This window comes from Lysobacter niastensis, from assembly GCF_031457115.1.
In the GTDB taxonomy this organism is placed as follows: Bacteria; Pseudomonadota; Gammaproteobacteria; order Xanthomonadales; family Xanthomonadaceae; genus Lysobacter_J; species Lysobacter_J niastensis_A.
Genome location: NZ_JAVDVY010000001.1, coordinates 1,567,435 through 1,590,162, shown reverse-complemented (window position 1 = coordinate 1,590,162; position 22,728 = coordinate 1,567,435). Strand labels below are relative to the sequence as shown.

22 protein-coding genes and 1 tRNA gene are annotated in these 22,728 nt (G+C 67.6%); 4 read left to right on the top strand and 19 right to left on the bottom strand.

Translation table 11 applies throughout. The annotated features are described in order from the left end of the window. The 5 genes from J2X06_RS07255 to tpiA form a co-directional block, all read right to left on the bottom strand. Positions 1-573: a NuoB/complex I 20 kDa subunit family protein gene (locus J2X06_RS07255; RefSeq protein ID WP_310060207.1), complete on the bottom strand. Its 573-nt coding sequence runs from the start codon at positions 571-573 to the stop codon at positions 1-3. Further along, positions 564-920: an NADH-quinone oxidoreductase subunit A gene (locus J2X06_RS07250; protein WP_310060204.1), complete on the bottom strand. Its 357-nt coding sequence runs from the start codon at positions 918-920 to the stop codon at positions 564-566. Before J2X06_RS07250 ends, J2X06_RS07255 begins: the two co-directional genes overlap by 10 nt. Positions 921-1,054: 134 nt before the next feature. Then, positions 1,055-1,139 (bottom strand) — tRNA-Leu (locus J2X06_RS07245). 123 nt (positions 1,140-1,262) lie between these two features. Then, entirely contained in the window at positions 1,263-1,751 is a 489-nt protein-coding gene (gene secG, locus J2X06_RS07240) for a preprotein translocase subunit SecG (RefSeq protein ID WP_310060201.1), read from the bottom strand. Positions 1,752-1,798: 47 nt separating this feature from the next. Continuing rightward, entirely contained in the window at positions 1,799-2,551 is a 753-nt protein-coding gene (gene tpiA, locus J2X06_RS07235; protein WP_310060199.1) for a triose-phosphate isomerase, read from the bottom strand. A gap of 78 nt (positions 2,552-2,629) precedes the next feature. On the opposite strand from tpiA, the gene J2X06_RS07230 reads away from it, so the two are divergent. Then, the gene (locus J2X06_RS07230; RefSeq protein ID WP_310060197.1) at positions 2,630-3,145 is read left to right on the top strand and encodes a DNA-deoxyinosine glycosylase; all 516 of its coding nucleotides are present in this window, start codon (positions 2,630-2,632) and stop codon (positions 3,143-3,145) included. Between the two features lie 21 nt (positions 3,146-3,166). On the opposite strand, the gene J2X06_RS07225 is transcribed toward J2X06_RS07230, so the two are convergent. Continuing rightward, a complete protein-coding gene (locus tag J2X06_RS07225) occupies positions 3,167-4,102 on the bottom strand; it encodes an isopenicillin N synthase family dioxygenase (protein WP_310060194.1) in 936 nt (311 codons plus the stop codon). Positions 4,103-4,258: 156 nt separating this feature from the next. On the opposite strand from J2X06_RS07225, the gene J2X06_RS07220 reads away from it, so the two are divergent. Further along, positions 4,259-6,130 carry a DUF3413 domain-containing protein gene (locus tag J2X06_RS07220; protein ID WP_310060191.1) on the top strand — a complete coding sequence of 624 codons (1,872 nt, stop codon included), beginning with the start codon at positions 4,259-4,261 and terminating at the stop codon, positions 6,128-6,130. A gap of 133 nt (positions 6,131-6,263) precedes the next feature. On the opposite strand, the gene glmM is transcribed toward J2X06_RS07220, so the two are convergent. The 11 genes from glmM to prmB form a co-directional block, all read right to left on the bottom strand. Beyond that, positions 6,264-7,604 (bottom strand): phosphoglucosamine mutase, encoded by a 1,341-nt coding sequence (gene glmM / locus J2X06_RS07215; RefSeq protein WP_310060188.1) that lies wholly within the window; start codon positions 7,602-7,604, stop codon positions 6,264-6,266. Beyond that, complete coding sequence (gene accD, locus J2X06_RS07210; RefSeq protein ID WP_310060186.1) at positions 7,601-8,491, bottom strand: acetyl-CoA carboxylase, carboxyltransferase subunit beta; 891 nt, start codon at positions 8,489-8,491, stop codon at positions 7,601-7,603. The genes glmM and accD overlap by 4 nt, the downstream gene beginning before the upstream one ends. Positions 8,492-8,573: 82 nt before the next feature. Continuing rightward, on the bottom strand, positions 8,574-9,374 hold the full coding sequence (gene trpA / locus J2X06_RS07205) for a tryptophan synthase subunit alpha (protein WP_310060184.1): 801 nt from the start codon (positions 9,372-9,374) through the stop codon (positions 8,574-8,576). A 56-nt stretch (positions 9,375-9,430) separates the two neighbouring features. After that, positions 9,431-10,648 carry a tryptophan synthase subunit beta gene (trpB, locus tag J2X06_RS07200; RefSeq protein WP_310060182.1) on the bottom strand — a complete coding sequence of 406 codons (1,218 nt, stop codon included), beginning with the start codon at positions 10,646-10,648 and terminating at the stop codon, positions 9,431-9,433. Positions 10,649-10,750: 102 nt separating this feature from the next. Then, complete coding sequence (locus J2X06_RS07195) at positions 10,751-11,413, bottom strand: phosphoribosylanthranilate isomerase (RefSeq protein WP_310060179.1); 663 nt, start codon at positions 11,411-11,413, stop codon at positions 10,751-10,753. Beyond that, positions 11,410-12,237, bottom strand: coding sequence for a tRNA pseudouridine(38-40) synthase TruA (gene truA, locus J2X06_RS07190; protein WP_310060177.1), 828 nt, complete (start codon positions 12,235-12,237; stop codon positions 11,410-11,412). The genes J2X06_RS07195 and truA overlap by 4 nt, the downstream gene beginning before the upstream one ends. A gap of 6 nt (positions 12,238-12,243) precedes the next feature. Then, positions 12,244-13,983: a FimV/HubP family polar landmark protein gene (locus tag J2X06_RS07185; RefSeq protein WP_310060174.1), complete on the bottom strand. Its 1,740-nt coding sequence runs from the start codon at positions 13,981-13,983 to the stop codon at positions 12,244-12,246. 96 nt (positions 13,984-14,079) lie between these two features. Further along, complete coding sequence (locus J2X06_RS07180; protein ID WP_310060171.1) at positions 14,080-15,111, bottom strand: aspartate-semialdehyde dehydrogenase; 1,032 nt, start codon at positions 15,109-15,111, stop codon at positions 14,080-14,082. A gap of 207 nt (positions 15,112-15,318) precedes the next feature. After that, positions 15,319-16,350, bottom strand: a complete 1,032-nt coding sequence (locus J2X06_RS07175) for a 2-hydroxyacid dehydrogenase (protein WP_310060168.1) — start codon at positions 16,348-16,350, stop codon at positions 15,319-15,321. Next, a complete protein-coding gene (gene aroC / locus J2X06_RS07170; RefSeq protein WP_310060166.1) occupies positions 16,343-17,449 on the bottom strand; it encodes a chorismate synthase in 1,107 nt (368 codons plus the stop codon). Before aroC ends, J2X06_RS07175 begins: the two co-directional genes overlap by 8 nt. A gap of 204 nt (positions 17,450-17,653) precedes the next feature. After that, positions 17,654-18,586, bottom strand: a complete 933-nt coding sequence (prmB, locus tag J2X06_RS07165) for a 50S ribosomal protein L3 N(5)-glutamine methyltransferase (protein WP_310060163.1) — start codon at positions 18,584-18,586, stop codon at positions 17,654-17,656. 87 nt (positions 18,587-18,673) lie between these two features. Here prmB and J2X06_RS07160 point away from each other — a divergent pair, with 87 nt between their 5' ends. Continuing rightward, the gene (locus J2X06_RS07160; protein ID WP_310060160.1) at positions 18,674-19,321 is read left to right on the top strand and encodes an SCO family protein; all 648 of its coding nucleotides are present in this window, start codon (positions 18,674-18,676) and stop codon (positions 19,319-19,321) included. A gap of 103 nt (positions 19,322-19,424) precedes the next feature. Next, a complete protein-coding gene (gene asd, locus J2X06_RS07155) occupies positions 19,425-20,273 on the top strand; it encodes an archaetidylserine decarboxylase (protein ID WP_310060156.1) in 849 nt (282 codons plus the stop codon). Between the two features lie 10 nt (positions 20,274-20,283). Here asd and J2X06_RS07150 read toward each other — a convergent pair whose 3' ends face one another. Beyond that, complete coding sequence (locus J2X06_RS07150) at positions 20,284-20,961, bottom strand: lysoplasmalogenase (protein WP_310060155.1); 678 nt, start codon at positions 20,959-20,961, stop codon at positions 20,284-20,286. Between the two features lie 52 nt (positions 20,962-21,013). After that, positions 21,014-22,612, bottom strand: coding sequence for a transglycosylase SLT domain-containing protein (locus J2X06_RS07145; protein WP_430539516.1), 1,599 nt, complete (start codon positions 22,610-22,612; stop codon positions 21,014-21,016). Positions 22,613-22,728 lie beyond the last annotated feature (116 nt).

The window sequence follows — 22,728 nt, the reverse complement described above, 5'->3', positions numbered from 1 at the left end:
TCAGCGCACACCCTGGATGTTCTCGCCGAAATTGGTGCCGCGGCGGATCTTCTTCTGCAATTGCAGGATGCCGTAGACCAGCGCTTCGGCGGTCGGCGGGCAGCCCGGCACGTAGATGTCGACCGGCACGATCCGATCGCAGCCGCGCACGACGGAATACGAGTAGTGGTAGTAGCCGCCGCCGTTGGCGCAGCTGCCCATCGAGATCACCCACTTCGGGTCGGGCATCTGGTCGTAGACCTTGCGCAGCGCCGGGGCCATCTTGTTGACCAGGGTGCCGGCCACGATCATCACGTCGGACTGGCGCGGCGACGGGCGGAACACCACGCCGTAGCGGTCCAGGTCCAGGCGCGCGGCGCCGGCGTGCATCATCTCGACCGCGCAGCAGGCCAGGCCGAAGGTCATCGGCCACATCGAGCCGGTGCGCGCCCAGTTCCACAGCGCGTCCATGCTGGTGGTGACGAAACCCTGCTGCAGCAGCGGGTTGTCGCCTTCCGGGCGCAGGATGTCGTCCAGCCGCCCTTCCGGCAGCGGGTTGTGCATCAATTCCGAAACGCTCTGGATCACTCCCATTCGAGCGCTCCCTTCTTCCAGATGTAGACGAAGCCGAGCAGCAGCATGCCGGCGAAGGTGCCCATTTCGATCAGGCCGACGACACCGAGTTCGCGGAACACGGTGGCCCAGGGCACGATGAAGATGATTTCCAGGTCAAAGATGATGAACTGGATGGCGATCAGGTAATAGCGCACGTCGAACTGCATGCGCGCATCCTCGAACGCCTCGAAACCGCATTCGTACGGCGAGAGCTTTTCGAGGGTCGGGCGCTGGGGGCCGAGCACTTTGCCCACCACCAGCAAGGCGACGCCGATACCGCCGGCGACGATCAGGAACAGCAGGGTCGGCAGATATTCGGCCAGCACTCGATGTTCTCTCGGCTTCGTGTTAGCTACTGAGCCGCTCGCAGCGGCCTTGGCTCGGCGATCTGTTGCGCCGTTCGCACGGCACGTCGTAATGGCCGTGCTTCGATAAAGGGTGTTGCTGGATGTTGCAGGTCTGGTGCCCAAGGGGGGACTCGAACCCCCACGACTTACGTCGCTACCACCTCAAGGTAGTGCGTCTACCAATTCCGCCACCTGGGCTTGTCAAACCTTTGCCTTCCTGGCCGCGCCTCCGCCGCTACCGGCGAAGCCGCCCCGACCAACCTCGTCGGTGCCCGGCCATCCATGCCGGACGCTGTAACTCGAATGATATCCCGCGTGGCGTCAGCCGCCCGTTGCCGGCTTGGGCGGTTGCGCCGGCTGCGGCGCCTGCTCGGCCGGAGCCGGCTGCGTCGGCGCCGGCTGCGTGGTCGCCGGGGCCGGAGCCTGTTGCGCCGGAGCCTGCGGCACGGTCGATGCCGGCGCTGCCGGAACCGCCGCCGGAGCCGTCGGAACCGAGGTGTTGCCAGTCGCGGGGGCCGGAGCCACCGGGACCTTCGACATCAGGCCCAGGTCCTGCGCCTGCGTCGCGGTGCCGCCGGCATTGCGCGTGGCCTGCCAGGCCATGAACAGGCTGATCGCGAAGAACGCGATCGCCAGCCACTTGGTCGACTTGGACAGGAAGTTCGAAGCGCCGCGCGCACCGAACACCGTCGCCGACGCGCCCGCGCCGAAGCCCGAGCCCGCCTGCGCACCCGCGCCACGCTGCATCAGGATCAGTGCGACCATCGCGATTGCGATCAGCACATAGATGACGTTGAGGAACAACAGCATCGGCAGACTCTACTTTCCGGTTCGACGAATCCGGCTAACCGGAATCGTCAGGGTGCCGCCGCATCGGCGATGGCGTTGAAATCGGCTGCGACCAGCGAGGCGCCGCCGATAAGACCGCCATCGACGTCCGGCTGGGTGAACAGCGCGGCGGCATTGTCGGCTTTCACGCTTCCGCCGTAAAGGATCGGCAGCGAGCCAGCGATTCTAGCATCGCGGGAAGCGATTTCGCTACGGATGAATGCGTGAGCCGCCTGCGCCTGCTCTGGAGTCGCGGTCTTGCCGGTGCCGATCGCCCAGACCGGCTCATAGGCGACGATCGCGCCCTCGAACACCTGGTCGCCGCCCAGTTCGAACAGCGGCGCCAGCTGCGCCTGCAGGCGCCATTCGGTCTGGCCGTCCTCGCGATGGCTCAGGGTCTCGCCGATGCACAGGATCGGCACCAGCCCGGCCTCCCTGGCGGCCAGGAACTTGCGCGCGACCAGCTCGCTGCCCTCGCCGTGGTATTGGCGGCGCTCGGAATGCCCGACCAGCCCGTAACGGGCGCCGACGTCCTTCAGCATCGCCGCCGACACCTCGCCGGTGTATGCGCCCTTTTCACGCGCGCTCACGTCCTGGGCGCCGAACTCGAAGCCGCGTTCGCCGAAATGCTCGACCAGCTCACCCAGGTAGGGCAGCGGCGGCAGGATGATGCGCTCCACGCCCGCCGGAACCTGGTGCGAGGCCAGCGCCTCCATCAGATCCAGTGCGAACTGGCGATCGCCATGAAGCTTCCAGTTTCCGGCGACGATTTTGCGACGCATGACCTGCCCTTCCATTCAAAGGGCGGCAGTTTAACGCAGAGCCCATAAAATCGGCTCCCCAGTTCTGCCAACGAACCGATGCTGCAGGGTTTCGCCCCCGTCGTGGGACAACATGCCCGCGTGCTGATCCTCGGCAGCATGCCGGGCGCCGCATCGCTGCTTGCGGCGCAGTACTACGCGCATCCGCGCAACCAGTTCTGGCCGATCATGGGCGAACTGGTCGGTGCAGATCCCGCCCTGCCCTACGCGCAACGGCTGGATCGCCTGACCGCGGCCGGGATCGCGCTGTGGGACGTGTTGGCGCGATGCGAACGCGAAGGCAGCCTCGATGCGCGCATACGCGATGACACTGCGATCGCCAACGACTTTGCCGGTTTTTTCGCTTCCCAGCCGGGCATACGCACGGTGCTGCTCAACGGCGGCAAGGCCGAACAGAGCTTCAGACGCATCGTGTTGCCGACGCTGGCGGTCCAGGAATTCGCCTGTGTGCGCCTGCCCTCGACCAGCCCGGCCCATGCCTCGTTGCGGGCGGAGCAAAAGCGCCAGGCCTGGCGCGAGGCATTGCGGGCGGCCGGCATCGCGACCGCCCGCTGAGTGCGCTTTACTTCAACGCGCTCACTTCAGCTTGATCTCGCGCAGGCGCTCTTCGAGGTAACCCTGCGCGGTGATCGCCTCGGGGTAGCGGTTCGGGTTGTCCGCGCTGATCGTCGACGGCAGCACGTCGATCAGGAAGTCCGGATTCGGATGCAGGAAGAACGGCGTGGAATAACGCGGCTGGCGGGCCTTCTCGCCCTTGGGGTTGACCACGCGGTGCGTCGTCGACGGATAGGCGTGGTTGGTCAGGCGCTGCAGCATGTCGCCGATGTTGACCACGATAGTGTCGGCGTCGGCGGTGAAAGGCACCCAATCGCCCTTGCGCGATCGCACTTCCAGGCCCGCGGCGCTGGCGCCGACCAGCAACGTGATCAGGTTGATGTCCTCGTGGGCACCAGCGCGCACGTTGGGGATGTCGTCGGTGGTGATCGGCGGATAGTGGATCGGGCGCAGGATCGAATTGCCAAAGTCGGTCTTGTCGGCGAAGTAGCTCTCCGGCAACCCGATGTGCAGCGCCAGCGCGCTGAGCACGCGCGAGCCGAGTTCGTCGAGCGACTGGTACAGGCCATAGGCCAGCGAACGGAACTCGGGGATCTCCTCGGGCCACAGGTTCGGCGGCATCACGTCGGCGTACACGGAGTCGCGCGGAATCTCCCGGCCCACGTGCCAGAACTCCTTGAGATCGGAGTACTGGGCACCCTTGGCCGTCTCGATGCCGAACGGCGTGTAACCGCGGGCGCCGCCGCCACCGGGCACGTGGTATTTGCCCTTGATCTCTTCGGGCAGTTCGAAGAAGCGCTTGAACACGTTATAGGAGGCGTCGATCTGATCGCTGCCGATGCCGTGCCCCCGGATGCCGGCAAAGCCCCATTCACGGTAGGCCGCACCGAGTTCGGCGACGAAAGCGTCGCGATCGGTATCGAAGCGGCGGATATCTAGGGTCGGAATCTGGCTCACGGGGTCCTGTCGGCGTCGAATCTGGGAACTTCACATGATACCGCCGAGCCTGGCCCCGTACGGAACGCTTCATCCCGGAGGTGGGGGGATTGTTACCGCGCAATATCACCCCTATCTGGTGATTCCGGCATCCCCCCAACACCGGAGTTACGCCCCATGGAAGATGTTCGCCTTATGGATGTCGCTGCCCCATCCGCCCGCAAGCGGCGCGCCCTGGCTTGGCTGACCGGCTTCGTGCTGGTCAATGTGGCCCTGGCCATTCTGATCACCGCCACCAACATTCCTTTTGCGCAGACGCGCTGGGAAGGGCGCTCGGTGCTGTTCCTGCTTACGGCGCTTCCCGGCCACTTCATCTTTTTCGGCGCCCTGCTGGGCCTGCCGGCGCTGATGCTGGGTCGAATGCTGCGGAGCGAGCGCTGGATGATCGCCAGCGCGGTTGTCCTGCAGACGTTCTGGATCTGCCTGCTGCTGTCCGATGCCAAGGTGTTCGCGCTCTACCGCTTCCACCTCAATGCCATGGTGCTGAACATGCTGTTCGGCGGCGCCCTGCAGGACCAGGTCACTTTCTCGCCGGCGATGTGGGCGCTGATCGCGATGGCGGCGGGCCTGCTGCTGGCGCTGGAAGTGGCCGTGGCGTGGTTGTGGTGGCGCGCACTGGGGCAGTGCCCCGGACTCTCCCGCGTCAAGCACATCTGGTGGGCGGCCGGGCTGTTGCTAGTGCTGAGCCAGGGCATGTTCGCCTACTACGATGCGCGCGGCGACCGCTCGGTGGTGTCGCAGGTGACCTACATTCCCTGGGCGCAGCCGATCACGCTGAAGGACGCCCTGCACCGCTTCGGCGTGCAGACCGCGCAGGCTTCCGACCCGCCCTCCGTCGGAGAAGGCGTCCTGGGTTACCCGCGCCAGCCGCTCCAATGCGCGCGCACGCCGTCGCTGAACGTGCTGGTGGTGCTGGTCGAGTCGCTGCGGGCGGACGCGCTGGATCCGCGCGTCATGCCGAACACGTGGCAGTACGCGCGCCAGGCACAGCAGTTCACGAACCACTACAGCAGCGGCAATGCCACGCGGTTCGGGTTGTTCGGATTGATGTACGGATTGCCGGGCGGCTACTGGCATTCGATGCTGGCCGAGGAACGCGGCCCGGTGCTGGTCGACCGGATGCGGCAGACCGGTTACCGCATGCACGTCTACGGCAGCGCGCCGCTATACAGCCCGGAATTCGACCGCACCGTGTTCGAGCAGGTGCGCGAGAAGATCGTGAACGCTCCGGCCGACCTTCCCCGCGAAGAACGCGACCGATACGTGATCGACCGCCTGCGCGCCGACATCCGCGCCCATCCGCGCGGCCAGCGCTTCTTCGGATTCGCCTTCCTCGACTCTCCACATGCGCCGTATCACCTGCCGCACGGTTTCGTTTCGCCGTTCCAGCCGATGGCCGAGGAAGTGAACTTCCTGAAACTGGGTCCCGACCACGACCCCACGCCGGAACACAACCGCTATCTGGCCGCGGTGCACTACAGCGATGGGCTGATCGGAGATCTGCTGGCGACGCTGAAGGACAGTGCACTGGCCGACAACACCGTCGTGCTGGTCACTGGCGATCACGGCGAGGAGTTCAACGACCTGCGGCAGAACTACTGGGGCCACAACGGCAACTTCTCCGACTATCAGTTGCACACGCCGTTCGTAGTGTTCTGGCCTGGCAAGGCGCCCCAACGCTACGACCGGGTCAGCTCGCACGAGGACTTCGTGCCAACGCTGATGCGCCATGCACTGGGTTGCGACGGCGACATCGCCGACTACAGCACAGGCTATGACCTGTTCGATGCGGCGCCGGCATCGCGGCCGTTGCTGGTGGAGAGCTGGTCGAGCAGAGGTATTCGCGACGGTGAACGCACCTACCTGTTCGACAACCTGGGCGCGGCGAGCGTGGTGGACCACCGCTATCGCCCCGTCCCGGACGCGAAGGTCGATCCAGGAGCAGTCAGGCGCTCATGGGAGATGTTGACGCGGTTCCAGAAGCATTGAGCGATCGCGCCGGAGTAACCGGCGCGATGGGGATACGGATCCTTTCCGGAATTTGCCGTAGGCGGGCCTTGGCTCGCCATCGTCGAAAGCGGCGGACTCAAGCCCGCCTGGCATCGACCTGCAGGCGTGCCGCTCAGACCGCGGCACGCACCGCCGCAGCCAGCGTATCCAGCGTGGCCTGCATCAGGGAGGCATCGTCGGCTTCGACGGTAACGCGCACGACCGGCTCGGTTCCCGAGGGGCGCAGGAACGCGCGGCCGCGACCGGCCACTGCGGCCTGGGCGTCGGCCAGCGCCGCCTGCACGCCCGGCGCCTCGACCGGACGCGCGCCGCCTTCGAAGCGCACGTTGACGGTCTTCTGCGGCACCTTGCGGAATCCTTCCAGTGCCTGGCGCAGCGACTGACCGCGACGCTTGATCACTTCCAGCACCTGCAGCGCGCTGACGATGCCATCGCCGGTGCTGGCGCGGTCCAGGCACAGCAGGTGCCCGGAGGCCTCACCGCCGAGCATGCCGTCGTTGGCGATCAATTGCTGGTGAACGTAGCGGTCGCCGACCTGGGCGCGCAAGAAACCGATGCCGCGCTGCTGGAACGCCTGCTCCAGGGCGTAGTTGGTCATCAGCGTGCCGACCACCGGGCCTTGCAGGCGACCGCTTTGCTGCCAGTCGGTGGCGAGCACGTACAACAGGTCGTCGCCATCGCAGACCACGCCTTCACCGTCGACGAACAACACACGGTCGCCGTCGCCGTCGAAGGCGATGCCGAGGTCGGACTCGGTGGCGCGCACGTGCGCCGCCAGGGTTTCCGGGTGGGTGGAACCGACGCCGTCATTGATGTTGATGCCATTGGGATCGATGCCGATCGCATCGACGCGCGCGCCCAGTTCGCGCAGCACCAGCGGGCCGAGCTGGTAGGTTGCGCCATTGGCGCAGTCCATTGCGATGCGCATGCCGCCCAGGTCGAAGCCCTTGGGCACCGAGCCCTTGCAGGCCTCGATGTAGCGACCCAGCGCGTCGCGGGTGCGGATCGCCTTGCCGAGCTTTTCGGACGACACGGTGAAGAACGGCTGCTCCAGCGCGGCTTCGATCGCCAGTTCCGTCTCGTCGTCGAGCTTCTCGCCCTCGGCCGAGAAGAACTTGATGCCGTTGTCGTGATGCGGGTTGTGCGACGCGGAAATCACGATGCCGCCGTCGGCGCGCATTGAATGCGTGAGATGGGCAACGGCCGGAGTCGGCATCGGGCCCATCAACTGCACATCCACGCCCGCGGCGACCAGGCCGGCCTCGAGCGCAGCCTCGAACATGTAGTTCGAGATGCGCGTGTCCTTGCCGATGATCACCACCGGGTTGCGCCAGTCGCGTCGCGGCAGCGCGTGGCCGTAGGCATTGCCGAGGCGAAGTACGAAATCCGCCGAGATCGGGCCTTCCCCCACCCGGCCGCGGATACCGTCGGTTCCGAAATACTTGCGACTCAAGCGGTCACCTCGGCGTCGTCCTCGGGCTGCGGCTGGTTCATCATCAGCGCCAGCAGGTGAGCAAGACGATCACGCATCTCGCGGCGGTCGCAGATCTGGTCGATAGCGCCGTGCTCGAGCAGGAACTCCGAACGCTGGAAGCCCTCCGGCAGTGTCTCGCGCACGGTCTGCTCGATGACGCGCGGACCGGCGAAGCCGATCAGTGCTTCCGGCTCGGCCAGGTTGAGATCGCCCAGCATCGCGAACGAAGCCGACACGCCACCGGTGGTTGGATGCGTCATCACCGAAACGAACGGCAACCCCTTGGCGCGCATGCGGCCCAGCGCAGCCGAGGTCTTGGCCATCTGCATCAGCGAGAACAGGCTTTCCTGCATGCGCGCGCCGCCGGTGGCGGTGAAGCACACCATCGGGCAGCCCAGTTCGACCGCGGTTTCCGCGGCGCGGGCGAAGCGTTCGCCGACGACCGAGCCCATCGAGCCGCCCATGAAGGCGAAGTCGAACGCGCAGGCCACCAGCGGACGCTGCTTGAGCGTGCCCTTCATCGCGATCAGCGCGTCACGCTCGCCGGTGGACTTTTGCGCGGCCTTGATGCGGTCGGCGTAGCGCTTCTGGTCCTTGAACTTCAGCACGTCCGTCGGGCCCAGTTCGGCCCCGATCTCGTGGGTGCTGTTGGCGTCGAACAGCGCGGTCAGGCGCACACGCGCGCGGATCGCCATGTGGAAGTTGCACTTCGGGCAGACCTCGAGGTTTTCCTCGAGCTCGGGGCGGTAGAGCACCGCGCCGCAACGGTCGCACTTTTCCCAAAGACCCTCAGGGACGCTGCGACGCTTGGCCGCTCCGGATTCGGTACGGATACCGGAGGGCATCAGTTTCTTGAGCCAGGACATGCTTAGGGTGGTTCCCGTTCAGGCTTGTTCGTTGGGGCCGGACGGTTCCGGCCGAGCGGGTCAGTTTAGCGCAGGCCGCCGTCTACGCTGGGAGCGCGTCCAGGGCCGCCCGCAGCGGCGCCAGGAAGGCGCCCGCCTGGGCCACCGGATCGGCAGCATCGCCCAGCGCCGCGACCAGCGCGCTGCCCACGACCACGCCATCGGCCTGACTGCCCATCGCAGCGGCGCTGGCGGCGTCCTTGATACCGAAGCCGGCCATCACCGGAACCGGGCACTGTGCGCGGATGGCGTGCAGGCGTTCGCCCGCGGCCTGGGTATCGAGCCGGTCGGCGCCGGTCACGCCGGCGAAGCTGACGTAGTACAGGTAACCCTGCGCGCCCTCGCAGAGCTGGCGCAGGCGGGCCTCGCCGGTGGTCGGCGAAGCCAGCAGGATCAACGCCAGGCCGTGAGCGACGAAGGCCGTGCGGAACTCGGCCGCCTCCTCCGGTGGCAGGTCGACCAGCAGCACACCATCCACGCCGGCCGCCACGGCCTCCCGGGCGAAGCGCTCGGCGCCGCGGATCTCGACCGGGTTGAGGTAGCCCATCAGCACCACCGGTGTATCGGCATCGCGCTCGCGGAAGCGGCGCACGCTATCGAACACGAAGGCCAGGCCGGCTCCGCGCGCCAGGGCGCGTTCGGAGCTGCGCTGGATGACCGGGCCGTCGGCCATCGGATCGGAGAACGGTACGCCGAGCTCGATGACGTCGGCGCCGGCCGCCGCCAGCGCGTGCATCACCGGCACGGTGGCTTCCAGCGACGGATCGCCTGCGGTGACGAATGGGACCAGGGCCTTGCGGCCTTGGGCCTTGAGCGAGGCGAAGCGGGTATTGATGCGGTTCATCGGGATTTTTCTTGGCCTTTGAGCCCCTTCTCCCGCGAGCGGGAGAAGGGAGTACTTCACAGCGACAAGCCTTCACGCGCGGCGATGGTGTGCACGTCCTTGTCGCCACGGCCGGACAGGTTGCACAGCACCAGCGCGTCTTTCGGCAGCTCCCGCGCCAGCTTTATCGCCTGCGCGATCGCGTGGCTGGATTCCAGCGCCGGCAGGATGCCTTCGGTGCGCGCCAGCGTGTGGAAAGCGTGCAGCGCCTCGTCGTCGGTGATGCCCAGGTACTCGGCGCGTCCGGTGTCCTTCAGGAAGGCGTGCTCGGGCCCGACACCGGGGTAGTCCAGCCCCGCCGAGACCGAATGCGTCTCGATGATCTGGCCGTCGTCGTCGCACAGCACGTAGGTGCGGTTGCCGTGCAGCACGCCCGGTCGGCCCGCCGCCAGCGAGGCGGCATGGTGACCCGTGGCGATGCCCTCGCCCGCCGCCTCGGCGCCGACGATGCGCACGGCGCGGTCGTTGAGGAAGGCGTGGAAGATGCCGATCGCATTGCTGCCGCCGCCGACGCAGGCGGTCACCGCGTCGGGCAAGCGGCCGTACTCGGCCAGCATCTGCGCGCGCGCCTCGCGGCCGACCACGGCATTGAAGTCGCGGACCATGCGCGGATACGGATCGGGACCGGCCACGGTGCCGATGATGTAGAACGTGTCGCGCACGTTCGTCACCCAGTCGCGCATCGCCTCGTTCAGCGCGTCCTTGAGCGTCGCCGAACCGCTGGTAACCGGCACCACCGTCGCACCCAGCAGCTTCATCCGGTAGACGTTGATCTTCTGGCGCTCGATGTCGGTGGCGCCCATGTACACGACGCATTCCAGGCCCAGGCGCGCGGCGACCGTGGCGCTTGCGACGCCGTGCTGGCCCGCGCCGGTCTCGGCGATGATGCGTTTCTTGCCCATGCGGCTGGCGAGCAGTGCCTGGCCGATGGTGTTGTTGATCTTGTGCGCGCCGGTGTGGTTCAGGTCCTCGCGCTTGAGCAGGATGCGCGCGCCGCCGACCTCGTCGCTGAGATGGCGGGCGTGGTAGATCGGGCTGGGACGGCCGACGTAATGGGCCAGCTCGTAATCGAATTCGGCGATGAAGGCCGGATCCTGGCGGGCCGTGTCGTAGGCCGCCGCCAGTTCCTCCAGCGGCCCCATCAGGGTCTCGGCTACGAAGCGGCCACCAAAGCGGCCGAAATGCCCGGCTGCATCCGGGTAGGCGTGGAAATCGACGATATCTGCGGAAGCCATCAGCGCGAATCAGTGCGGGGGGAGCGCCGCGAGCGCGACGTGGCCGCCAGTGTAGGACATCGGCCCGTGCCGGGCGGGAGTGTGGCGCTTACTGATGGCGATCTACTGATGACAATCGGCGCGCCTGACTTCCTCGACGAAGCGGCGCATGCACTCGCCGTCCTTCACGCCCGGCTCGGCTTCGATGCCGCTGGACACGTCCACGCCCCAGGGGCGCGTTGCCAGGATCGCATCGAACACATTGTCGGCGGTGAGGCCGCCGGCCAGCACGAAGGGTTTTTCCAGCGGGTCGGGGATGCGCGACCAGTCGAACGTTTTGCCACTGCCGCCGGAACCGCCCGCGCCATGGCTGTCGAACAGGAAGCCGGCGGCGGCGGGATATTTTGCCTGGAGCGACATGGCCGATTGCGTGACCGCATCGCCCATGGGAATGGCCTTGATGTAGGGCACGCCGAAGCTGCGGCAGAAGGCGTCGTCCTCGCTGCCATGGAACTGCAGCAGGTTGGGCCGCACGTGGCGCACGACCTCGCGTACATCGTCGAGCGGGTTGTCCATGAACAACGCCACCGCATCCACCATCGGCAACAGGGCCTCGCGCATGGCGCGGGCCTGCTCGGGTTCGATCCGGCGCGAACTGTCTGGAGCGAATATCAGGCCGATCGCATCAGCGCCCAGTTCGCCGGCCAGGCGGATGTCGCCCGGTCGGGTCATTCCGCAGAACTTGATGCGGGTGCGGAACAGAACCCGCCCCTTGGCGACGTTCACTGGGATATCTCGGCCGGGAGGCCCCATTCTGCAGGATATCGGGGCCCCAGGAATACCAGGCCCGCCGACGGCGCAGTCGGCCCGGCCACGGTGCGGTCCCGTCCAGCCAGCAGCTGCGCGATCCAGGCTTCGGGCTGCTCGCCGCTGCCGACCATCAGCAGGCTGCCGACGATGTTGCGGACCATGTGGTGCAGGAACGCGTTGGCCTGCACCTCGACCTCGACGATCTCGCCGTCGCGACGGACCTGTATCTGCTGCAGGTCACGGCGGGCGTGCGGCGCCTGGCAGTGCACGGTGCGGAAAGCGGAGAAGTCGTTTTCGCCCAGCAACGCCTGCGCGGCGCGGTGCATGGCATCGGCGTCGAGCGGGCGTCGATCCCAGCTCAGGTACTGGCGTCCCAATGCCGGGCGCACCGGGCGATTGAGGATGCGGTAGCGGTAGCGACGGGCACGCGCCGAAAAGCGCGCATGGAAGTCCGCCGGCACCGGCTGGCACCAGCGCACGGATACCGACGGCGGCAGTCGGCTGGTGACACCCAGCATCCAGCCGCGCGGGTCGCGCAGGGCGTGGCTGTCGAAATGCACGACCTGGCAGGAGGCGTGGACGCCGGCATCGGTGCGGCCGGCGCAGACCGTTTCGACCGGATGCCCGGCAACGAACGACAGGGCCTGTTCCAGCGCGCCCTGGATCGTTTCCTCGCCGGGCCGCTCGGGCTCGCCATGCTTGGTCAGGCGCTGCCAGCCGGAGAATTCGCTGCCGTCGTACTCGACGCCCAGCGCATGACGCCGCGACGGCGGCGCGTCGACGGCGGACTGCTGTTCCATGACGCGTTATTCCAGCTCTTGCAGCATCCGGGCCGCTTGCTGGCGCGCGATCAGGTCGCCGTTGATGACGATGTCGCTGAGCAACTGGCGGGCGCTGTCGTGATCGCCCAGATCCAGGTAGGCGCGCGCCAGCTCCAGGCGCTCCTCACCCGGCTGGGCGCCCAGCAATGGCTCCTGGCGGCCCTGTCCGGCAGCCTGGACATGCCAGGCCGGCGCCTGCGCCACGGCCGCGGCCGCGATCTCAGCGCCCTTGGCGGCAGGTGAGGTCTCCTCAGGCTCGGCCATGGCGGCCGGACCTGCCGCGAATGCGTCGGCAATCGAAGGCGTCGCTCCCGGTGCACGGAATACCGGCTTGGCGGGACGACGGCGCAGCAGCCATCCGGCGCCAAGCGCCAGCAGGATCACGCCGCCGCCGGCCAGCCAGGGCCACATCGCGCCACCGCCCTCGCCCGCCCGCTGCTGCGCCTGCGCCAGGCGCTGCTGCGAGGCGGCCAGCTCGCTGTCCTTCATCGTGATCAGCTGCTGCTGCTTGGTCTGCAGTTGTTCCAGTTCGGCCACGCGCCCCTTGAGTTCCCGCAGCTCGGCGTCGCGCGCCGCCAGCGATTCCTGGGTCTGTTGCAGTTCTTGTCGCAGCATTTCGCCCTCACCACCGGCGTTGATGCCGGACTGTGTACCCGCCTGCGTGGCGCGACTGGCGCCGGGCGGGACGATTTCCAGACGCGCCTCGGCCGTGCGCGATGCAGATGCAACCGGCGCGGCCGAAGCCGGTTTTGCGGGTGCGCCCACGGCGCCTGCGGTCGCGGTGGTTGCGCTGGCGCTGGCCGGCTGCGGCATGGGCCGGCGTGCGGCCTGCCACTGCTGCATCTGGCTGCTGATCAGCCGGCTGGCCTGCGCGGCTTCGACGCTGGACAGCTCATTGCCCGTGGGCACGCGCAGCACCGCGCCCTGGCGAAGCCGGTTGATGTTGCCACCTATGAAGGCGTCGGGGTTCGCCCGCAGCAACGCGATCATGGTCTGGTCGAGCGAGTAAGCCGGCGTATCGACCTGGCGGGCGATCTCCGACAGCGTGTCGCCCGAGCGAACGCGCAGCTCGCCTTCAGGCGCAGCGGCGGCAGGCGCCGGTGCGGGCATCGGCGGCGGCGGCGCAACGGCCACAGGCTCGGGCCGGGGCTCGGGCCGGGGCTCGGGCGTGGCCGCGATGGCATTGTTCGGGGCCTGATCGACCGGCGCCGGGTCCGCTTCCTGCGGTTCCGGTTCCGGCGCGGGAGCGGCTACCGGAGCGCGCTCGACGATGTTCGGCGCCGATACCATCGCCTCTTCGACCTGGGGCTGCAGCGGCGCGGAGACCGTGCGCGGCGTGTCCAGCAGCGCCGAGTATTCGCGCACCAGACGGCCTTGCCCCCAGTCGACCGAGACCAGGAAGGTCAGCAGCGGTTCGTTGACGGGTTGCTGGCTGGTGACCCGGATCACCGGGTTGCCGGAGGCATCCAGCGCCGAAGTGAACTGGAGATCGGCCACGACGCCCATCGGCGGTTGCAGGCCGATGCGGGCAAATGTAATCGGCGAGGCCAGCTCCGCCTGGAGGTTCTCCAGTTCGGCCGGATCGCTCGAGATGACGGGAATTTCGGCCAGGAAAGGCTGGCCAACCCTGGATCGGACCTCGATCTGTCCCAGACCGAGCGCCGCCGCGGAGCCGCTGGACAGTGCCAGCGCCAATGCCAATGCAGTTCGCGCGTATCGCTTCACAGCCGGTCTCGATGCCTGTTCCCCGGCGCGACTCTAGCCGTCGCCGGGGTTGGGGCGCAATGCGAATCTTTCGATTGGCCAACGGGAACGCGAAAATCAGCCGCCGTCGCGCTCGGCCAGCACCAGTTCGGCCACCTGCACGGCGTTCAGCGCCGCGCCCTTGCGGATGTTGTCCGAGACGATCCACAGGTTGACCGCGCGCGGGTGCGAGTAGTCGTCGCGGATGCGGCCGACATAGACCGGATCGGTGCCCGAAGCGTGGGTCACCGGAGTCGGATAACCGCCGGCCTCGGGCTCGTCGACCACTTCCACGCCCGGCGCCTTGAGCAGCATCTGGCGGACTTCGGCGGCGGTGATCTTCTCCCTCGTCTCGACGTTGACCGCCTCGGAGTGGCCGTAGAACACCGGTACGCGCACTGCGGTGGGGTTTACCTGGATGCTGTCGTCGCCGAGGATCTTGCGGGTCTCCCAGACCAGCTTCATCTCTTCCTTGGTGTAGCCGTTGTCCTGGAAGTCGTCGATGTGCGGGATCAGGTTGAAGGCGATCTGTACCGGGAAGCGCTTGGGCTCGGCTTCCTGGAAGTTCAGCAGCGCGGCGGTCTGGCGACCGAGTTCCTCCAGCGCCGAGCGGCCACCGCCCGACACCGACTGGTAGGTCGCCACGTTGATGCGCTCGATGCCGACCTTGCGATGGATCGGCGCCAGCGCGACCACCATCTGCATCGTCGAGCAGTTGGGGTTGGCGATGATGCCGCGCGGGCGGTTCTTCACCTGCTCGGGGTTCACTTCCGACACCACCAGCGGCACGTCGTCGTCGTAGCGGAAGGCCGACGAGTTATCGATCACCACCGCACCGGCGGCAGCGAACTTGGGGGCGTACTCCTTGGAGATGCTGCCACCTGCCGAGAACAGCGCGATGTCCACGCCGGTCGGATCGAACGTGGCCAGGTCCTCGACCACCAGTTTTTTCGCGCCGAACTCGATTTTCTCACCGGCCGAGCGCTCGCTGGCCAGCACGTGCAAGGTGCCAATGGGGAATTTGCGCTCGGCGAGGATCTTGAGCATGGTCTCGCCGACGGCGCCGGTTGCACCGACGATGGCTACGTTGCAGGAGTTCTTGGCGTTCATTGGTCCTTGGATGGTCCTGGTTGGAGGGAAACGCCGGAACCGTTCCGGCGGATGTTGCGAACCTCGGCGTTCACCGCTGCGATTATCCGGCAACCGTGGCTCTGGTGGCGTTTTTTCCCTTCTCCCGTCTGCGGGAGAAGGTGGACCCGAAGGGCCGGATGAGGGCGGCTCGCAGCGGGCTCCCAGCAGATACTCGACCGCTCTCCCTCACCCCAACCCCTCTCCGGCTTGCGGGAGAGGCTTCGATCCCAGCGCGGCCGCGTTCACCGGCGACGGCGGACGACCAGCATGCGGACCATGGCCCAGCGCGGCGATCAGATTGCCCACCGCCAGCGACACCATCGCCCGGCGCGTGGCCAGGCTGCCGCTGGCGATGTGCGGCGTCAGCACGACGTTGCGCAGCGCCAGCAGGCGCGGATTCACCGCCGGCTCGCCCTCGAACACGTCCAGGCCCGCGGCAGCCAGGCGTCCGCCTTCCAGCGCATCGGCCAGTGCGTCCTCGTCGACGAGCCCGCCGCGCGCAATGTTGGTCAGCGTGGCGGTGCGCTTCATCTTCGCCAGCGCGGTCGAGTCGATCAGGTGGTGCACCTGCAACGAATACGGCAGCACCAGCACCAGATGATCGGCGCGCGCGAGCAGCCCATCGAGATCGGTGTACTCGGCACGGCACTCGCGTTCCACCGCCTCCGGCAACCGGTTGCGATTGTGGTAGAGCACGCGCATGTCGAAACCCGCGGCGCGCCGGGCGATGCCCTGCCCGATCCGGCCCATGCCGAGGATGCCGAGCGTGGCCCGGTGGATGTCGCCGCCGAGCAGCGATTCGAAATTCCATTGCCGCCAGTGGCCGTCGCGCAACCATCGCTCGGCCTCGGTGATGCGGCGCGCGGCCGCCATCATCAGGGCGAAGCCGAAATCCGCGGTGGTTTCCGTCAGCACGTCCGGCGTGTTGGTGACCAGGATGCCGGCATCGCTCATCGCGCGCACATCCAGGTTGTTATAGCCGACCGCGACGTTGGCGATCGCGCGCAGACGCGTCGCACCGGCGATCTCGGCCGCGCCGATGGGATCGTTGAGCGTCACCAGCGCGCCGTCGACCTCGCGCAGCGCTGCCGCGATGGCCTGTGGCGAGTGCTGCGTGACCTGCTCCGTGGCGGCGACGTCGAAGTATTCGTGCAGCCGACCGACGATATCGGCGAACAGCGGCTGCGACACCCACACGCGTGGGCGGGTCTCAGCCACCGGGTTCTGAACCCGGAATGCGCGGCGTCACGCTGCCGACATCGCCGCACTGCGCGCGATGACGCAACGCCTGGTCCATCAGCACCAGCGCGACCATCGCCTCGCAGATCGGCGTGGCGCGGATGCCGACGCAGGGATCGTGGCGACCGGTGGTCACCACTTCCACGACATTGCCATGGACGTCGAGGCTGTCCACCGGCAGGCGCAGGCTGGAGGTCGGCTTGAACGCGACCGAGCAGCGCAGCGGCTGGCCGGTGCTGATGCCGCCGAGGATGCCGCCGGCATGGTTCGACGCGAAACCGCCCGGCGCCATGTGATCGCGATGTTCGCTGCCCTTCTGCGCCACGACCGCGAAACCGTCGCCGATCTCCACGCCCTTGACTGCGTTGATGCTCATCAGCGCCGACGCGAGCTCGCCGTCGAGCTTGCCGTAGATCGGCTCGCCCCAGCCGGGTGGCAGGCCGGTGGCGACCACGTCCACGCGCGCGCCGACCGAATCGCCTGACTTGCGCAGCGCGTCCATGTATTGCTCCAGCTCGCCCACCTGATGCGCGTCGGGCCAGAAGAACGGATTGTCCTCGATCACGGACAGGTCGATGCCGTGCGGCACGATCTCGCCGATCTGCGACAGAAAGCCCTGCACGCGCACGCCGAAATGCTGTGCCAGCCACTTCTTGGCGATCACTCCCGCCGCCACGCGCATCGTGGTCTCGCGCGCGGAAGAGCGCCCGCCGCCGCGCGGGTCGCGGATGCCGTATTTCTGCCAGTAGGTGTAGTCGGCGTGGCCCGGGCGGAACTGCTCGGCGATCTTCGCGTAGTCCTTGCTGCGCTGGTCGGTGTTGCGGATCAGCAGCGCGATCGGGGTTCCGGTGGTCACGCTCTCGTAGACGCCGCTGAGGATCTCGACCTCGTCGGACTCGTTGCGCTGCGAGGTATGGCGCGTGCGGCCAGTGGCGCGGCGGTCCAGGTCGTGGCGGAAGTCATCCGGGGCGATGGCGATGCCGGGAGGACACCCGTCGATCACGCAGCCGATCGCCGGTCCATGGCTTTCGCCGAAGGTCGTCACCGAAAACAGTTTGCCGAAGGTGTTGCTGGACACTGGGGGTCCTTGGAGTCGGTAAGCGTCGCACTCTAGCAATCAAAAATGGTTGCCAGTGGAACGAGCCGTCATGCGCTTGTTCTTCCGAGTTCCTCGCCCCTCCTGATGCCACGCAGAGGGTTGGGGTAAGCGTCGCGCTGGATCAGAAGCGCCCTCATCCGGCCTTCGCCCCCCTGCTCCCGCCCGCGGGAGAAGGGACGAGAATCAGCCTCGCGCGTCGGCCAGCGCCTTGATCTTCGCGTGATGCTCGACCAGATCGCCGCGCTCGACCACGAAGATGCCCATCTGCCCGACCTTGAACTCCACCCAGGCCATCGGCAGCTCCGGCAGCAGCTCGACCAGCGCCCGCTCGGCTTCGCCGACCTCGCAGATCAGCAGGCCGTGCTCGCTCAGGTGCTGCGGCGCGTCGCGCAGGATCTTCAGCGCCAGGTCCAGGCCATCGTCGCCCGCACGCAGTCCGAGTTCCGGCTCGTAGGAGTACTCCTTCGGCAGCGCATCGGTCTCGTCGTTGGTGACGTAAGGCGGGTTGGTGACGATCAGGTCGTACACCTGCCCACCCAGGTCGTTGAACAGGTCCGACTTGCGCAGGGTGACGTTGTCGGCGTGCAGGCGCGCCTTGTTTTCCTGCGCCAGCGACAGCGCCTCGTCGTTGATGTCGACGCCGTCGACCTCCCAGTGCGGGTGGTAGTGCGCCGTGGCGATGGCGATGCAGCCCGAGCCGGTGCACAGGTCGAGCACGCGCTCGACCTCGCGGCCGCCGAGCCAGGGCTCGAACCCGGTGGTGATCAGCTCGGCAATCGGCGAACGCGGCACCAGCGCGCGACGGTCGCTCTTGAAGCTCAGGTCGGCGAACCAGGCCTCCCCGGTCAGGTACGCCGCCGGGACGCGCTCGGCGATGCGGCGTTCGAACAACGCCAGCACGCGGGCTTTCTCTGCGCCGGTGACGCGCGAGTTGCCGTAGACCGGGCTGAGGTCGTGCGGCAGATGCAACGCATGCAGGACCAGCTGGGTGGCCTCGTCGAGGGCGTTGTCGTAGCTGTGCCCGAAGGTCAGCCCGGCCTCGTTGAAGCGGCTGCCGCCGTAGCGGATCAGGTCGATGATCGAGACCTGCTCAAAATTGACCGGATCGGCAGTCATGTCGGGGCCTTGCAGTGGGGGCGGCGATTATACCGGCCGCGGCCCGGTATCATGCCCGCGCCTTCGGGACATCCAGCCGGAACCCTCATGTTCAACCGCACCACGGTCTACGTCCTCATCGCCGCCTTCGCAGCGGCCCTTGGCCTGTGGGCCTCCCAGCGGTATTTCGGCCATGCCGCCGAGTCGAAGTGGCCGCAGACCCAGGCCGTGCGCCTGTTCGAGCCGGCACGCCAGCTGCCGGCGTTCTCGCTGCGCCAGTCCGACGGCACACAGCTGGTGCCGGGCGAGCTGAAGGGGCACTGGACGCTGGTATTCCTGGGCTTCACGCACTGCCCGGACGTCTGCCCGACCACGCTGGCCGAGATGGCCAAGTCGCAGAAGCAGTGGGCGCAGTTGCCTGAGGCGACGCGCCCGCGCCTGCTGTTCGTTTCGGTCGATCCCGAGCGTGACACGCCCGACCGCATCGGCGAGTACGCCCACGCTTTCCACCGCGACACCTTGGCCGCTACGGCCGACGTTCCGGCGCTGGAATCCCTTGCCCGCTCGCTGAGCATGGTCTTCGCCAAGGTGCCGCCGCCGGAGGGTGTTCCGGCCGACCAGTACAGCGTCGACCACAGCGCCTCGATGGCGGTGCTCGACCCGCAGGGACGCATGGCCGGCATCGTCCAGCCCCCGTTCGACGCGCTGGCCATTGCGGCCGACATGACGGCGCTGACGCAGGCCGGCAGCCGATAACAACAAACCTTTCGTCACTCCCGCAAAGGCGGGAGTCGAGCCACCTCAGGGATGGATTCCCGCCTTCGCGGGAATGACGAGCACCTACGACGAGCCACAACGCATGAGCCTGATCACCGCCCTCACCTACATCGTTCCGCACCGTGCGCTCTCGACGATGGCGCGCAAGTTGGCTTATTCGCGCTCGCCCGCGGTCAAGCAGTGGCTGATCGATACCGTCACCCGCAAGTTCGGCGTCAACCTCGCCGAGGCCGCCGAGCCCGATCCGACTGCCTATCCGACCTTCAATGCCTTCTTCACCCGCGCACTGAAACCCGGCGCGCGCGTGCCCGATCCCGATCCGCGCGCGCTACTGATGCCGGCGGACGGCCGCATAAGCCAGTGCGGTCCAATCGACAACGGCCGCATCTTCCAGGCCAAGGGCCAGTCGTTCACCGCCGCCGAGTTGCTGGGCGATGAAGCCGCGGCCGAGCCGTTCCGCAACGGCGTGTTCGCGACCGTGTACCTGTCGCCGAAGGATTACCACCGCGTGCACATACCCTGGACCGGCACGCTGCGCGAGACCGTGCATGTGCCGGGTCGTCTCTTCAGCGTCGGCCCGGCGGCGGTGCGCCACGTGCCGCGCCTGTTCGCGCGCAATGAAAGGCTGGTCTGCCATTTCGACACCGACTTCGGCCCGATGGCGATGGTGATGGTCGGCGCGATGCTGGTTTCGGGCGTGGAAACCGTGTGGAGCGGCGTGGAGATTCCGCACTACCGCGATGACGTGAACATCAAGGATTTCCGCAGCGGCGGCATCACGCTGGAGCGCTTCGCCGAGATGGCGCGCTTCAATTACGGCTCGACCGTGATCGTGCTGCTACCGCCGGGCGTGGCTGCGCTGGAGCCGTCATTGGGCTCCGAATCGCCGGTGCGGTTGGGCCAGAAGCTGGCCACGCTGCTGCGCGCCTGATCGAAGGCAGTCAGTCGCGAGCGCCGGCTCGCGGCAGCGATCGCGCCAGCCCCCACTGCGCCAGCCAGTAGCTGGCCAGCACCGCCGCCGCCGCCGCGGCGAACGGCGTGACGAACCGGTCCCACGCCAGCAGTGCGTCGGACAACACGAAACACGCGCCACCCCAGGCAGCGCTGGCGCTGGCGGCGTCGCGATGCCGCCACCACGCCACCAACGCCTGGGCAGCCATCGCCGCCAGCACAACTACGTAGACGACCACGGGGACCCGCAGCGGCGTTGGCAAGCCGGGCCAGAGCTGGCCCAGCACGACGCTGGCGACCAGTGCGTACACCAGCAACGGCCAGGCCACGGCGAACCACGGCGCGCGCTGGCGCAACGCCAGCAGATAGGCCAGGTGCGCGAGCAGGAAGCTGGCCAGTCCAGGCACGAAGGCATCGACCGGCAGCATCAGGAACACGTCGCCTGCGGTCGACAGCAGCAGCCCAGCGAGCAGCCAGCGCCGATAACGCGGCAGCGAGGTGTCTGCCCGCCAAACGGTCCAGGCGATGACCAGCGTGGCCAGCGGCTTGAACAGCCAGTGCAGCCACGGCGTCGCGGGCCAGTACGCACCGGCGATGGCGAGCGCAGCACAGGCCGCCACCACCAACGCCGGCTGCCTGCCGCCTTGCTTGCCCGCGATGCTCACCATGACTCCTCCTTCCTTGGGGCGCCCTGCGCGGGGCGAAGATGGGCGAGAGCGATCAGCCCTCGCAGCCGTTCAACTTGAGCTTCTGTCCGGGACGGATCGAATAGCGCGGCGCCTTGAGCTTGTTGGCCTTGGCCAGGTCGCCCATGTCGCACTGGAACTTCTGCGCGATGGCGGTGAGGGTTTCGCCGCGCTTCACCGTATAGGAGGTCGGCTTGCGCGGTTTGTCCCGGGAGGCCTTCGTGGCCGATGCCTGCGGCATCGACACGCCCGTCGTCCCCACGCCGCCGCCCTCGATCTCGCCCTCGTCGTCGTTGAGCGGCGTCACCGGGCCGGTGCGGACAATGGCGGAACTTGCGTCGCTGCGCACCAGCGTGCTTGCCAGCTCCGCACGCGGTCCCTGCAGGCACCAGCGGTTGTACAGGCCGACGATCCGCGTGGTGGCGCTCAGCGTGGTGCCGGCCGGCAGCCAGCTTTCGGCCTTGTAGCGCGGATTGAGGTTGCGCAGCGCCCGCATGTAGCCGTCGCGAGACCCGCCGTTGCCCAGGCAGATGGTCAACTCGTAGATCGAACTTGGCTTGTTCAATCGCAGCATCGCCGGATGCGCATCGACCTTCGGGAAGGTCAGGCCGTATTCCTTGGGATGCAGGAACAGCCAGGCGGCGGCGATCACCATCGGCACGTAGTCGCGCGTTTCCGCCGGGAACTGGTTGTAGACCGACTCGTCCCAGAAGTTGCGTCCACCGGAACCGTTGTAGACGCGCAGCGCGCGTCCTTCGCCGCCGTTGTACGCGGCCAGCGACAATTCGATGCTGCGGTTGAGCTGGCCCAGGCGCTCGTTGAAATACGTCGCGGCCGCCTGCGCCGAGGCGCGCGCGTCGTAGCGGGTATCGAAGCCGCTGCCGTCGTCGCCCAATCCGAAGCGCTGGCCGGTGGCGTACATGAACTGCAACGGGCCGGCAGCGCCGGCCCGCGAGGTCGAATGCACCTTGCCGTTGGATTCCTTGGCCATCACGCCGAACAGCAACGCTTCCGGCAACCCGGCGCGTTCGAACTGCGGCCACATCAGTTGGCGCATGTACTGGTAGTTCTCGTAGGTGTCGACCAGCGGGCCGCGCATGTCGGTCAGCCAGCGGCGGATGCTGGCCTGCACCGCCGGGTTGTACTGCACCATCTTCACGAAGCGCTCGCCGTCGGCACTGAGCAGCGCAGCGGCACGGGCGGCCTCCGGCACGTCGGCGCCCAGCATGTCGCCATCGTCGGCGGCGCCGTCCTCGGGCACCTCGTCGCCAGCGGCAAGGTCGGCGTTCTGCTTGAGCAGGCGCTTGTAGGCGGTGAGCATGGTCGTGGCCGAGCAACCCTTCTGCTTCACGCAGTCGGCCATCACGTCTTCCATGTCCTCCAGCGATGCATCGACCTCGCCCTTGCCGCTGGGGTCGGCGTTGCCGATCTTGACGACACCCTGGCGATAGCGCGCCTCGGCCGCCTGCATGCGCTGGTTGAGGGAATCGACCGCGGCCTGGTCGCGCTTGGACAGCGCTAGGGCTTCAGGAGAGAAGGCGAAGCCGAGCGCGAGCAGCGCAACGGAGGCACGGGCAAATGCGGGCATAAACCACAGCGGAGCAAGGGGGAAACCGCAGATTAGCGGTGTCATGCAAAGGCCGGCAAGCACGAATTGCGCCAACGTTCGCGCGGTCCGCATTCATGCAGCGTCGGCCGTGTGCGCCGCCGCAGGTGCGACGAAGCATGAATGCGACTTCACACCGCCAC

Bases quoted from the DNA above. Each gene is read 5' to 3' on its own strand.
- J2X06_RS07220 (WP_310060191.1), top strand. From the start codon at position 4,259: ATGGAAGATGTTCGCCTTATGGATGTCGCTGCCCCATCCGCCCGCAAG.
- J2X06_RS07230 (WP_310060197.1), top strand. From the start codon at position 2,630: ATGCTGCAGGGTTTCGCCCCCGTCGTGGGACAACATGCCCGCGTGCTG.
- J2X06_RS07145 (WP_430539516.1), bottom strand. From the start codon at position 22,612: ATGACACCGCTAATCTGCGGTTTCCCCCTTGCTCCGCTGTGGTTTATG.
- trpB (WP_310060182.1), bottom strand. From the start codon at position 10,648: ATGGCTTCCGCAGATATCGTCGATTTCCACGCCTACCCGGATGCAGCC.
- J2X06_RS07150 (WP_310060155.1), bottom strand. From the start codon at position 20,961: ATGGTGAGCATCGCGGGCAAGCAAGGCGGCAGGCAGCCGGCGTTGGTG.
- truA (WP_310060177.1), bottom strand. From the start codon at position 12,237: ATGGAACAGCAGTCCGCCGTCGACGCGCCGCCGTCGCGGCGTCATGCG.
- trpA (WP_310060184.1), bottom strand. From the start codon at position 9,374: ATGAACCGCATCAATACCCGCTTCGCCTCGCTCAAGGCCCAAGGCCGC.
- accD (WP_310060186.1), bottom strand. From the start codon at position 8,491: ATGTCCTGGCTCAAGAAACTGATGCCCTCCGGTATCCGTACCGAATCC.
- J2X06_RS07160 (WP_310060160.1), top strand. From the start codon at position 18,674: ATGTTCAACCGCACCACGGTCTACGTCCTCATCGCCGCCTTCGCAGCG.
- J2X06_RS07255 (WP_310060207.1), bottom strand. From the start codon at position 573: ATGGGAGTGATCCAGAGCGTTTCGGAATTGATGCACAACCCGCTGCCG.
- secG (WP_310060201.1), bottom strand. From the start codon at position 1,751: ATGCTGTTGTTCCTCAACGTCATCTATGTGCTGATCGCAATCGCGATG.
- prmB (WP_310060163.1), bottom strand. From the start codon at position 18,586: ATGACTGCCGATCCGGTCAATTTTGAGCAGGTCTCGATCATCGACCTG.
- asd (WP_310060156.1), top strand. From the start codon at position 19,425: ATGAGCCTGATCACCGCCCTCACCTACATCGTTCCGCACCGTGCGCTC.
- J2X06_RS07180 (WP_310060171.1), bottom strand. From the start codon at position 15,111: ATGAACGCCAAGAACTCCTGCAACGTAGCCATCGTCGGTGCAACCGGC.
- tpiA (WP_310060199.1), bottom strand. From the start codon at position 2,551: ATGCGTCGCAAAATCGTCGCCGGAAACTGGAAGCTTCATGGCGATCGC.